This window comes from Xanthomonas maliensis (assembly GCF_009192945.1).
Taxonomy (GTDB): domain Bacteria; phylum Pseudomonadota; class Gammaproteobacteria; order Xanthomonadales; family Xanthomonadaceae; genus Xanthomonas; species Xanthomonas maliensis.
This window is the reverse complement of sequence record NZ_NSET01000043.1, coordinates 1-11,436: the sequence shown is the minus strand read 5'-3', so window position 1 is coordinate 11,436 and position 11,436 is coordinate 1. Positions and strand designations below refer to the sequence as shown.

Sequence of the window (11,436 nt, the reverse complement as noted above, 5' to 3'; positions counted from 1 at the left end):
ACCGCGGGGGGTAAGGGCTTCAGCCGCGCCCTGCCCGGGCTCAGAATTCCAGGTTGTCGATCAGCCGGGTGTTGCCCAGGCGCGCGGCCACCAGCGCCACCTGTGGCCCCGCCAGCGGCGCTGGGCCGGGATCGCTCAGATCCGGCGAACGCACCACCGCGTAATCGACCTGGAACCCGGACTGCGCCAGTGCCTGCACAGCCTCGGCCTCGACCTGCGCGCGCGCCAGGCCAGCGGTGGCCTGCTCGCGCATCTGCAACAGCACCTGGCGGATGCGCGCCGCCCGCGGCCGCTCCTCGGCCGACAGGTACTGGTTGCGCGAGCTCATCGCCAGCCCGTCGGCCTCGCGAACGATGGCGCCACCGACGATCTCGATCGGGAACGCCAGGTCGGCCACCATCTGCCGGATCACCGCCAGCTGCTGGTAATCCTTGCGACCGAAGGCGGCCACGTCCGGCTGCACCTGGTTGAACAGCCGCGCCACCACCGTGCAGACGCCATCGAAATGGCCGGGCCGGCAGGCGCCTTCGAGCACCTCGCTGACGCCGGGTGCGCGCATGCGCATGGCCTGCGCCGTCCCTAGCGGGTACATCGTGTCCACGCTCGGCAGCCACAGCGCGTCGCAGCCGGCGTCGGCCAGGCCGTGCAGATCGGCCTCGGGCGTGCGCGGGTAGCGGGCGAAGTCCTCGTTCGGCCCGAACTGGGTCGGGTTGACGAACACGCTGGAGACCACCCGGTCGGCAGACTGCCGGGCCAGCATCACCAGCGAGAAATGGCCGGCGTGCAGGTTGCCCATGGTCGGCACCAGCGCGACCCGCAGGCCCTCGCGGCGCCAGCCAGCCACCAGCGCGCGCAGCGCGGAAAGATCGGTCAGGGTCTGGATCATGCGGCGTAGGCGTGCTCGGCGTCGGGGAAGCTGCCGTTGCGCACGGCTTCGGCGTAGGCACGCGCGGCGCCGGCCACCGAGCCGCCCTCGGCCAGGAAATCCTTGACGAACTTGGGCCGGCGGTGACCGCTATCCAGGCCCAGCATGTCGTGCATCACCAGCACCTGGCCGTCGCACCCAGGGCCGGCACCGATGCCGATGGTCGGCACGCTCAGCTCGGCGGTGATCTGCTGCGCCAGCGGCGATGGCACGCATTCCAGCACCACCAGCGCCGCCCCCGCGGCGACCACTGCCTGCGCTTGCGCGCGCAGCTGGTCGGCGGCCTCGCCACGGCCCTGCACCTTGTAACCGCCGAAACGCAGCACCGACTGCGGAGTCAGGCCCAGGTGCGAGCACACCGGGATCTCGCGCTCGACCAGGTAGCGAATCACATCCAGCTTGTGTCCGGCGCCTTCGATCTTGACCATCTCCGCGCCGGCCTGCAGCAGCTGGGTCGCGGCATCCAGCGCCCGCTCGGGCGTGGCATCGGCCTGAAACGACAGATCGGCCACCAGCAAGGCACGCTGCAGGCCACGGGCCACCGCGGCGGTGTGATAGACCATGTCGGCCGTGGTCACCGGCAGCGTCGACTCATGCCCCTGCACCACCATGCCCAGCGAATCGCCGACCAGGATCAGGTCCACGCCGTTGGCGTCGAAGGTCCGCGCAAAGCCGGCGTCGTAAGCGGTCAACATGACCAGTTTGCGGCCATCGCGCTTGGCCTCGGCCAGGGCGGGCACGGTCCAGGGCTTGCTGTCGGTATGGCTGCTCATGAACTCATTGCGAGGGGTGATAAGCCGGACATTATCTACCCAATCGGCTCCAGCCCGCAGGCATCCACGCCCTGCAGGGCGTGCCGCACTGTTCCATGGCCGGGAATGCGCAGCTCCGGGGCCAGCTCGGCCAGCGGCAACAGGGCAAACGCACGTGCATGCAGATGCGGGTGCGGCACCTGTAGCCGTGGTTGGTCGATGATCTGATCGGCGTACAACAGCAGGTCCAGGTCCAGCGTACGCGGCCCCCAGCGATCGTCGTCGCGGCGCTGGCGGCCGAAGGTCTGTTCGATGCCCAGCAACGCGTCAAGCAGCGCCAAGGGCGCCAGGCTGGTCTGCAGGTGCACCACTGCGTTGATGAAGTCCGGCTGGTCCTGACGCCCCCAGGCAGGGGTGCGATACAGCCGCGAAGCGCCGATCAGGCGCGTTTGCGGCAAGCCGCCAAGCGCAGCGATGGCCTGGCGGACACTGTCCTCGGCCGGGCCCAGGTTGGCACCCAGGCCGACAAACGCGGCGTGCACGGTTTACTCGCCTGCGCCTGGGCCACTGCGGCGGCGGCGGCGCCGACGTTTGCGGGGGGCCGCACCGGTGCCCTCGCCCTCTTCGTCGTACTCGGCCTGCGCGGTCTCGATCGCCGCCACCAGCTCCTGGCCGGAAGACTGCTGGGCCTCACGCCAGAACTCCACGTCCGCGGCGTGATCGGACGAGGCGAACTGGCGCAGCACCAGGAAGTCGAAGGCGGCGCGGAAGCGCGGATGCGACAGCGTGCGGAACACCCGCTTGCGCTGGCGCGAGGAGAACCGGGTCTGCAACAGCCAGATTTCCTGCATTGGCAACGAGAAGCGGCGCGGCAGCGCCACCCGCTCCAGTTGATGCAAGGTGACGCGGTCGGCGGCGCGCCGTTGCGCGTCCTCCGGCTGTACGCCCTGGGCCTGCAAGCCCATCAACGTGCGGCAGAACGCCGGCCACAACAGCAAGGCGAACAGGAACGACGGCGACACCGGCTCATCGTTGGCCACCCGCGCATCGGTATTGCGCAGACCTTCCAGCACTATCCGCCGCAGCGCACCGCTGCGATTGGAGCGTAGCGCCGCCGCGCTCTCGGGGAACAACGCAGCCAGCAGGCCGTAACGCTCCAGCCCTTCGAAACTGGCGACGCCGTGACCGGACAGGAACAGTTTGAGGATTTCCTCGAACAACCGTGCCGGCGCTGCCTCGGCCAGCAGCCCGGCCAAACGCGGGATCGGCTCGGCGGTGCCGGCCTCGATCTCGAAACTGAGCTTGGCCGCCAGGCGCACCGCGCGCAGCATGCGCACTGGATCCTCGCGATAGCGCTGCTCCGGATCGCCGATCAGCTTCATCAACCGCGCCTGCACGTCCTCGAACCCGCCGCAGTAGTCGCGCACGGAAAAATCTTCGATCGCGTAATACAGCGCATTGCAGGTGAAGTCGCGACGGATCGCATCGTCCTCGATGGTGCCGTAGACGTTGTCGCGTACCAGCCGACCGTTATCCAATTCGCGATCGCCGCTGCCATCATCGACGTTGGCGCGGAAGGTGGCCACTTCGATGATCTCGCGGCCGAAGACCACGTGCGCCAGTCGGAAGCGGCGTCCGATCAGTCGGCAATTGCGGAACAGCGCCTTGACCTCTTCGGGCGTGGCGTCGGTGGCAACGTCGAAATCCTTGGGATGGCCGCTGACCAACAAGTCGCGCACGGCACCGCCGACCAGATAGGCACCGAAGCCGGCCTCGCGAAGGCGGTACAACACGCGTAGCGCATTGGGGCTGATGTCCTTGCGCGAAATGGTGTGCTGATCGCGTGGAATGACGCGCAGCGTGAACGGGGATGTAACTGAGGGTTCGATGATGGCGCTTCCGTTTCGTGGTGCAGGATTGCCGAACGGCTCTTAGCCCACTATACTAGCGCGCTGCACAAGACGCACCAAACGCTCCCTTCGTCTAGTGGTTAGGACGTGGCCCTCTCAAGGCTAAAACAGGGGTTCGAGTCCCCTAGGGAGCGCCAACGTGTTCTCACTGCAGCAACGCCAGAGCCCCGCATCGCGGGGTTTTTGCGTTTCTACAGGAGCGCAAGCCGGCAGCTCCACGTCCGATGGGTCGCTTCGTTGCCGCCGTCAGCGATGCGCATCGACGCTGACGCAGCGCACCTCGGCCATCGGTCGAGCGGTCACCGGGGAGCCGCTCGGGCCCACTCCGGCCGCCTTCCTGCATCGCACTGCAAACGCTGCATTGCTCTCGTGTGGAGCCTCGCCGGCATCGCCCCCATGGCGCGCGCAGATCGATACCGCACACACGGGCGCAGCGGCCCGGCTCTGCCTGCCATCGACTGGCGACGTCATCCGCACTGTGAAGCGACGACAGCGCCGCAGACGCCCCGCCCTCCCCCGACCGACCGCGCCGATGCGGCGCGGACCGGTCCACGCATCGATTGCTTTAGAGCGGCTAACAAAACGTAGCGAGCAGCCGTCAGGTGGGCGCGGACGGCGCGCAGGAACCGCAGTGTACAAGTGGTACATGAGGATTCCGAGCACCGGCCGCGCCCGCCTGGCGGCTGCGCAGTCGTTTTGTTGGTTGCTCTTAGTCGCGCAGCGGATGCATCCCGACCACGGCACTGTCGGTGGCGGCGATCGCGTCGTGCGCGTGCAGGCTTTCCAGGTGCCGGACCGCGACATGGAAGGCGGCAAAACGCTCGGCCAGCACGGCACGCAGGCGACGCGCCGCGTCTTCCACGTACATCAGGTTGGCGCCATTCAAACGCGCAAAGGCCTGCTCGTCGGGCCGCCGCACCGCCGCCTGCACCGGCGTGGCCAGTGCCTGCTCGCAGAGGTCGACCAATTGCCGGATATCGAAGGCCTGTACACAGGAAATGACATCCACGCTGACCTGGGCCACGCTTCGCTGGCTGTGCGGGGTGGCGTAGGAGCCATGCTGGTGCAGCCACTGGGCGACCGCCGCGGGCGACAGCGACTGATCGCCGGCATGCTCGGCCAGAAACGCCTCGCTCAGTAATTGGCGCGACAACGCCGCCGAGCATGGGCAGGTGGAGGCATACACGACGTCGACCCGCAACTGGATCCGGCTGTAGCCAGCCCGATGTTGCGCGTCGATGCGTACCGGATAGGCCCGCCATCCGGCCAGCCCCGCGCTGCGCAGTGCCGGCCGACGCAGCATCAGCTCGAACGACAGGCAGACGCGCGCGGCACGGCTGCCGCAATCGGCATGACTGTCGATCAACGCCTCCAGCAAGCGCGAGAGCATCGCCGGCGAGAGCGGCTCTTCGGCATGCCGATCCAGCAGCCGGTACAACCGCGACATATGGATTCCCTTCAACTCCGGACGCGGCAGATCGACCTGCACCTGCGCGCGCGCTGCCACCGTTCCGCTCGGCTCGGCCTCGTCGAGACGGATCGGCATGGCGATGTCCTGCATGCCCACCCATCGCAGCGGCGCATGTTGTAAGGACGGTTCGGTGACAGCGACATCGGGAAGCGTGGCGGACATCATCATTCTCGGGAAGGGAGGCGCGGCGTTCAGGCGCGGCCTGGGAAGGCGCGGAAGTAGTCGTCGATACCGGCGTGCAGGGTCTGCGCGAGCTCGTCCTGATGCGCCTGGCCGCACAGGCGCTGGCAGTCGTCGCGATTGCTCATGAAACCGGTCTCGACCAGCAGCGAGGGAATGTCGGGGGACTTCAGCACGGCGAACCCGGCCTGCCCGACCTGGGTCTGGTGCAGACGTGTGACCTGCTGCAGGCGTTCGAGCATCAGCGAGCCGAACTGCACGCTGCTGGCGATGGTGCCGCTGAGCGACAGGTCTGCCAGTACGTGCGAAAGCACTGGGTTGCTCGGCACCCGCAGCCGACGCGTGCTGTCGCCCATCTCGTCGGCGGAGTTCTCGCTGTCGGCCAGCCAGCGCGCCATGGCCGAACTGGCGCCGTTCTCCGACAACGCATACACCGAGGCACCGCGCGCCTGTGCGTTGGGCGCGGCATCGGCATGGATGGAGACGAACAGGTCGGCATTGTGTCGATGGGCAATCAGCACCCGTTCGTGCAGCGGCACGAAACGGTCGTCGCTGCGGATCATCGTTGGGCGGTAGCGCGCATCGGCGGCCAGGCGCTGGTGCAGCCGCGCAGCGATCGCCATCGCCACATGCTTCTCGTAGCGCGTGTCGGCGCTGACCGCACCCGGATCCTTGCCGCCATGGCCGGCATCGATCGCCACCACGTAAGGGCGCAGGCGATGGCCGAGCGCGGCCGGCGCGAGCGCATCGGCAACCTGACTGTCCACCCCATCAGGTGCCTGCGCTGCCGGCGCTGCCGCCTCGCCGCCCAGATCGATCAGCAGCTCGCCGCCTTGCCAGCGCGGCTGCGCGGCGACCGGCCGGGTCAGATCGAGCACCACGCGCACGCCATCGCCATGCACACCCGCGCGAATGCCGGTCACTGGCTCGCCATCGGCAATCGCTGCGATCTGAGGCAGCGCAGGGGCCACTTGCCCGAGGTCGATGACCAGACGCTGCGGCCCGGTCAGGGCGAACAGGTGGTACGGCGTCGGCGCCGACAGGGACAGCCGCAGCTGCGTTCCCCGATCGCCTCGCTGCAGCGAGCACGCCTGCAGACGGGCCTGGCCTGCGGCCCTGACCAGGCCGGGCGCAAGCACCATGGCCGCGCCGGTGGCCTGCAACAACGCGCGTCGCTTCATGCAGTCGGCCTGCAAGGGTCACGGACAATGGAGCGATCGCGTGCCCTTCCTGCGGAAGGGGCATGACGCTGAAAGATACAAGAGGCGATAGGACTGAAAGGCACGACGCATCGACGGCGATCAAGATGATTGTTATAAAGTAACAATTAAAGGCGTGACGCAAGTGTCAACGGCTCTGTGCACGTGTCGCCATTCATCTTCCCAAGGACACCTATGACCATCGGCCCGGTCCCTGCCAACTACGACGCGTGGCGTCACTGCATCGAAGTCGATTGCGCCCAGCCACTGACGGCCACCTTCATCGCACAACGCCTGGCCGCCTTACGCGACCCCAGCGACCACCACACCCAGCAGTTCCTGCGTCGCTGGGGAGCGCAGCATCATGCCCAGGTCATTGCATGGTTCGAGCGGGCACGGCAGCACCGCCCTCTTGCCGGCTGATTGCGAGCTCCCAGTCGCTTGTTTGCCTGGAAGATTGAGGGGGTCCTGGCGGCCTATCCCGTGATGGTCACTGCTAGGCATGCGCCAGCATCCGTGCAACACCGAGCTAACGCCTTAGAGCAGCTAACAAAACGACTGCGCAGCCGCCAGGCGGGCGCGGCCTGTGCTCGGAATCCGCATGTACCACTCGTACACTGCGGTTCCTGCACGCCGTCCGCGCCCACCTGACGGCTGCTCGCTACGTTTTGTTAGCCGCTCTTAGCCGGTCACCTGCATACGCATCACCAGGGGGTCATCTTTGATAAGTGCGCAGGCAAGCCGGTCGCGTACACGCCCCATCATGGCCTACCCGCTGCCACTTCAGGGCGGCAGCAATTGTTCCCATACGCTTTATATGTGGTCTCGCCGTCTGCATGCATGTAAGGCCATTCGGAGTTCTCTCCCCATACCCACACCCTTTGTCCAGGCTGCTTGTCGCTGGCAAATCAAAGGTCGCACGAATCGTCTCACGTCTGAAACCGCCCCGGACGACGGAGACAAATCAGGATCGTCCCGACTAACCCCGACCCGCAAACATCTTGGAACTTGCAGGCTTGCACGAGCTCTTGCAGCTAATAGATTTTTTGCCGACGCAACGACAGCAATGCCCCAACATGGGGCAGGCTAAATGATGGCAACCAAGGCGAACGAACATCACTTTCCTGTACGCAACGCGAGAGCCCCTCCCCAGGGCTCTGCGACAAATAATCAACAAAACGTCTTGATAAGGACGTAACGTACAAGCGCCTGAATCGCAGGCGAAGCTGCCCCATGCAGGGGGAAGGCAAGACCATGAAGAATGCGAATACTTGGCTGAAACCTTTTTGTGTCGTCGCTGGACTTTTTGCATCGGGCGCGGCAATGGCTGACTGCTGCCCCAGTGGCGGCGTCGGCACGGCTGCCATCGGGCTTGGAGATAGCAACCCCAAGGCGGCAAACCTCGCCATGGACCCGTCGCTTGCCATCTATGAATTCCATCGTGATGGCGTGACATACTTGCAGATCAACGATGTCACCGGCGTTGTCCACGCTGTCGTCGCCAGGGTAGATGATGCGCTGTGGACCCTACCGATGGGCAAGGACGTGAATCGCGTTGTTTTACCTACGAAGAATAAGATCTCAGACACAAGCTCGAGCGAGTCGACTACAAGCGATGCAGGCCAACGCAACGCGGCCCAACTCGTCTATAAGACAAGAAACTTCACTGTCCTCACACGGCGCGCAGCAACCGGGGATCAGTGGATCGTATCTCCCTAATCATCACGGGATTGTCTTCAGCGACCAGGAATGTCAGAACCGATGCATGGCGGCGATGGAACATGCCGCCATGCGCTTTCAATCTTGCCTTTAGCTCGGCTTCCACGTCATTCAAGTCGCGCCGGGACACCTCTGCCGAGGAGGAATCTGCAATAACACGCACCGCGACTCCACGGGTTTCACTAGCTGCCCATGCACGCACCTGAATGAAATGCCTGCCAGCCGGAGGCAAAATCTCGACGCAATTGAGCACGCTGCGATATGCACTCAACTGTAGCCCCAAAGACAAGCCCCTACAGTCGCCACGAAACACACACTGAAACTGAGATGAGCAGAAGCGTTCAAGCGACGGCGAACTTAGCGCTTGGTACAACCCATGCGTTTCTATTTCCAACGGATATAGCGCTGCGACATATTGCTGCAGCAGTTGCGACTCGATAACTCCTACTCGCGTCATCTCCATCGCAACCGAATGCTGCCCTTTCGCCCTCAAATCGGCCACTACATCCTTGCGCATTCTGTTGATCTGCACATTGATGTCAGAGTATTCGAGCACGCGATTGCGCAGCAAGCGTTCGGCGCTGGCGTAGCTATTGCGGGCGAAAGCATAGACATCATCCTTCGATTGACTCGATACGCCGTCGCGGACGGGCTCACGCAGACGAGCATCGAAGATAAACAGAATCGTCGTCACCACCCCATAGAGCAATTGGATGTTGAAAACATCCTGATCAAAGAACCCGACCTGATACACCTTAGGCATCGAGAACTCAAGCGCAAAGCTCGCCAATAGCGCCCCCAACGCATTCCCTCTCCACCCATGCCTGAAGGTCAGCACAACCATCGGCACCAGCATTGCGACCATCAGAACATTTCGCACCGAGGAGTCGCCCAAGACACCTAGAGTGAAGAAGATGCTGAGAATAACAACCACTGCGACAGCAATATCCCGCGGAAAACTGGAACGCACTGGACTTTCATTCCAACTGACCCACAACATTACCGGCAACAACAGAATAAGCACACCGAGATAGCTGCCCACCCCATATCGTAACAACAGGTCGATGACAGGATAAATCGGCGGCCCGCCGAGGAGCCCGTTCAATAACAGGCTGCACAACGCGTTCCAAAGCGCTAACGCGAGAGCGGCAGGGATAAGCCACTGCTGCTTCTGAACGATGTAAGGTGCCCGGTAACGTAGCAGGACGATCGCGCTGGCGATCAAAGGCGCATGCAATAAGGGGCTCAAGTACGACCAGAGCGGACTGAAGCCCTGCAGCTCGCCCAGCGGAATCCGCAGGAACAACATCGCCGCAGCATCGCCCGCCAGGAGGAACGGCCACTCCCGATAAGGTCGATAGAGCAAAGTAACAACCCGCAAACCAACCGGCAGGTACCACTGATCAAGGGAGAAACGCCAAAGCATCAGAAATACCAGGCAGTAGCACACGCCGATCAGCGCACCCCTGAGGAATTTCTTGGCTAACGTCATCGCCTACCACTCCCTGGCCTTCTTAGTCGCCGTAGTTTGGAGGGAACTGCCGGACCGAGTCTAGCCGGAGCGCACAGAATGCGAGAGTGAAGCCGGATCGAGGATGTTCTTGCGCGCAACTTATCGCCCATCGCACTGTCCTGGTGCACCGGACCGCATTCGCTCGCACTGAGCGCATCCGCTTCACTGCCGCCAATGGAAGAAGACCGCGCACTGCGCGGTCTTCCTCTAGCAGCTCATGCCATTAAGCCTCGTAGGCCAAATCACCCCTCCATCTGCTCCAATTCCTTGCCCTTGGTCTCATACACATACTTGAGTACGAAGAACACCGAAATGAAGGCCGCGACGGTGTAGATGCCATAGGCGCCGGCCAGGCCGATGCTGCCGAGCAGGATCGGGAAGGTCACGGTGATGGCGAAGTTGGACGTCCACTGCGCCGCACCGGCGACCGCCAGGCCGGAGCCGCGGATCTGGTTGGGGAACATCTCGCCAAGCATGACCCACATCACCGGGCCCCACGAGGCGTTGAAGAACACCACGTAGACGTTCGCGGCCACCAGCGCCAGCATGCCCATCGCATCGGACATCGCCAGCTTGCCATTGGCATCCAGCGATGCGGTGGCGAAGGCATAGGTGACCAGCGCCAGCGAGACCGCCATGCCGGCCGAGCCGATCCACAGCAAGGGCTTGCGCCCGATCTTGTCCACCAGCATCACCGTCACCAGGCAGGCGCCGATGCTCAGGCCACCGGACAGCACGTTGATCAGCAGCGCATCCTGTTCGGAGAAGCCCACCGCCTGCCACAGCACCGCGCCGTAGTAGAACACCACGTTGATGCCGACCAGTTGTTGGAACACCGCCAGGCCGATGCCGATCCAGACGATCGGGCGGATCTTGCCGGTGGCCTTGCTGATCAGGTCCGACAGCTTGGGCTTGTGCTGGTCGGCCGACAACGATGCAGCGATCTCACCGAGCTTGGTCTGCGCGGCATTGCTGCCGTACAAGCGCGTGAGCACCGCCAGCGCCTGCTCACGCCGCCCCTTGACCACCAGATAGCGCGGGCTTTCGGGAATGACCAGCAGCAGTAGCAGGAACGCCAGCGACGGAATGGCCTGCATCCAGAACATCCAGCGCCAGGCGGCCTGCCCGGCCCACAGCGGTTCGGTCGAGGCGCCGGCGGCCTTGGCCAACAGGTAGTTGCTGAGGAAGGCGCAGAACAGTCCGCTGATGATGGCGATCTGCTGCACGGTGGCGAGCCGGCCGCGATAGCGCGCCGAGGCGACCTCGGCGATATAGGCCGGCGACATCACGCTGGCTGCGCCCACTGCAAAGCCGCCCATCACCCGGGCGAAAATGAAGAAGCCCGAGCTGTGCGAGGCGCCGGCGCCGATGGCCGACAGCAGGAACAGCACGGCAGAGATGATCAGGACTGCACGACGTCCCCAGCGGTCGGCCAGCCGGCCGGCGAAGAACGCACCGATGGCGCAACCGAGCAGCATCGAGGCGACCTCGAAGCCGGTCTCGGCCGCCGTCGACTGGAAGGTCTGCTTCAGTCCGTCGACGGTGCCGTTGATCACGCCGCTGTCGAAGCCGAACAGGAAGCCGCCGATCGTGGCCACGCAGCTGATCAGGATGATGAAGCGGGTGTTCTCGCCGGCGTCGGGGGCGCCGGTCAGGGGGACGCTGGACATGGGTTCACCTGGGAAACATGCAAGGAACCAGCGCGAAGGCCGGCATCGGCCGGCAGCGCCCTGCGCCGCCGGCCACGAAACATCAACGCGTCAGGTA

At 64.5% G+C, this 11,436-nt stretch carries 10 protein-coding genes, 1 tRNA gene and 2 other RNA genes; 4 read left to right on the top strand and 9 right to left on the bottom strand.

Annotated elements, in window-relative coordinates; translation table 11 throughout:
• Positions 1-40: 40 nt before the first annotated feature.
• Genes panC through pcnB form a run of 4 tightly spaced genes read right to left on the bottom strand, consistent with a single transcriptional unit; the run spans position 41 to position 3,569 of the window.
• Positions 41-886, bottom strand: a complete 846-nt coding sequence (gene panC / locus CKY51_RS13080; protein WP_022971931.1) for a pantoate--beta-alanine ligase — start codon at positions 884-886, stop codon at positions 41-43.
• Entirely contained in the window at positions 883-1,698 is an 816-nt protein-coding gene (gene panB, locus CKY51_RS13075; RefSeq protein ID WP_022971932.1) for a 3-methyl-2-oxobutanoate hydroxymethyltransferase, read from the bottom strand. Before panB ends, panC begins: the two co-directional genes overlap by 4 nt.
• Before the next feature lie 35 nt (positions 1,699-1,733).
• Positions 1,734-2,219, bottom strand: a complete 486-nt coding sequence (folK, locus tag CKY51_RS13070) for a 2-amino-4-hydroxy-6-hydroxymethyldihydropteridine diphosphokinase (RefSeq protein WP_022971933.1) — start codon at positions 2,217-2,219, stop codon at positions 1,734-1,736.
• A gap of 3 nt (positions 2,220-2,222) precedes the next feature.
• Positions 2,223-3,569 carry a polynucleotide adenylyltransferase PcnB gene (pcnB, locus tag CKY51_RS13065; RefSeq protein ID WP_031339442.1) on the bottom strand — a complete coding sequence of 449 codons (1,347 nt, stop codon included), beginning with the start codon at positions 3,567-3,569 and terminating at the stop codon, positions 2,223-2,225.
• An 80-nt stretch (positions 3,570-3,649) separates the two neighbouring features.
• On the opposite strand from pcnB, the gene CKY51_RS13060 reads away from it, so the two are divergent.
• A tRNA-Glu gene (locus tag CKY51_RS13060) sits at positions 3,650-3,724 on the top strand.
• 435 nt (positions 3,725-4,159) lie between these two features.
• On the opposite strand, the gene CKY51_RS13055 is transcribed toward CKY51_RS13060, so the two are convergent.
• From CKY51_RS13055 to CKY51_RS13045, 3 genes are all read right to left on the bottom strand, one after another.
• A non-coding RNA gene (locus tag CKY51_RS13055) (sX9 sRNA) lies at positions 4,160-4,235 on the bottom strand.
• Positions 4,236-4,296: 61 nt separating this feature from the next.
• Positions 4,297-5,220 (bottom strand): GTP cyclohydrolase FolE2, encoded by a 924-nt coding sequence (folE2, locus tag CKY51_RS13050; protein WP_031339446.1) that lies wholly within the window; start codon positions 5,218-5,220, stop codon positions 4,297-4,299.
• A 29-nt stretch (positions 5,221-5,249) separates the two neighbouring features.
• A complete protein-coding gene (locus CKY51_RS13045; RefSeq protein WP_022971936.1) occupies positions 5,250-6,419 on the bottom strand; it encodes an N-acetylmuramoyl-L-alanine amidase in 1,170 nt (389 codons plus the stop codon).
• 213 nt (positions 6,420-6,632) lie between these two features.
• Here CKY51_RS13045 and CKY51_RS13040 point away from each other — a divergent pair, with 213 nt between their 5' ends.
• The 3 genes from CKY51_RS13040 (at position 6,633) to CKY51_RS13030 (ending at position 8,156) form a co-directional block, all read left to right on the top strand.
• Positions 6,633-6,860 carry a hypothetical protein gene (locus tag CKY51_RS13040; RefSeq protein ID WP_022971937.1) on the top strand — a complete coding sequence of 76 codons (228 nt, stop codon included), beginning with the start codon at positions 6,633-6,635 and terminating at the stop codon, positions 6,858-6,860.
• Between the two features lie 178 nt (positions 6,861-7,038).
• Positions 7,039-7,114: non-coding RNA, sX9 sRNA (locus CKY51_RS13035), on the top strand.
• Between the two features lie 577 nt (positions 7,115-7,691).
• A complete protein-coding gene (locus CKY51_RS13030; protein WP_244952539.1) occupies positions 7,692-8,156 on the top strand; it encodes a hypothetical protein in 465 nt (154 codons plus the stop codon).
• Here the strand turns inward: CKY51_RS13030 and CKY51_RS13025 are convergent.
• Together CKY51_RS13025 and CKY51_RS13020 are read right to left on the bottom strand one after the other, a co-directional pair.
• Positions 8,110-9,648 carry an MASE1 domain-containing protein gene (locus tag CKY51_RS13025; RefSeq protein ID WP_152249340.1) on the bottom strand — a complete coding sequence of 513 codons (1,539 nt, stop codon included), beginning with the start codon at positions 9,646-9,648 and terminating at the stop codon, positions 8,110-8,112. The two genes, CKY51_RS13030 and CKY51_RS13025, sit on opposite strands and share 47 nt — an antisense overlap.
• 263 nt (positions 9,649-9,911) lie before the next feature.
• Positions 9,912-11,339 carry a sugar porter family MFS transporter gene (locus CKY51_RS13020; RefSeq protein ID WP_152249339.1) on the bottom strand — a complete coding sequence of 476 codons (1,428 nt, stop codon included), beginning with the start codon at positions 11,337-11,339 and terminating at the stop codon, positions 9,912-9,914.
• Positions 11,340-11,436 lie beyond the last annotated feature (97 nt).

Coding starts and splice junctions, on each gene's coding strand:
- CKY51_RS13025 (WP_152249340.1), bottom strand. CDS start 9,648: ATGACGTTAGCCAAGAAATTCCTCAGGGGTGCGCTGATCGGCGTGTGC.
- CKY51_RS13040 (WP_022971937.1), top strand. CDS start 6,633: ATGACCATCGGCCCGGTCCCTGCCAACTACGACGCGTGGCGTCACTGC.
- panC (WP_022971931.1), bottom strand. CDS start 886: ATGATCCAGACCCTGACCGATCTTTCCGCGCTGCGCGCGCTGGTGGCT.
- CKY51_RS13020 (WP_152249339.1), bottom strand. CDS start 11,339: ATGTCCAGCGTCCCCCTGACCGGCGCCCCCGACGCCGGCGAGAACACC.
- CKY51_RS13045 (WP_022971936.1), bottom strand. CDS start 6,419: ATGAAGCGACGCGCGTTGTTGCAGGCCACCGGCGCGGCCATGGTGCTT.
- folE2 (WP_031339446.1), bottom strand. CDS start 5,220: ATGTCCGCCACGCTTCCCGATGTCGCTGTCACCGAACCGTCCTTACAA.
- CKY51_RS13030 (WP_244952539.1), top strand. CDS start 7,692: ATGAAGAATGCGAATACTTGGCTGAAACCTTTTTGTGTCGTCGCTGGA.
- panB (WP_022971932.1), bottom strand. CDS start 1,698: ATGAGCAGCCATACCGACAGCAAGCCCTGGACCGTGCCCGCCCTGGCC.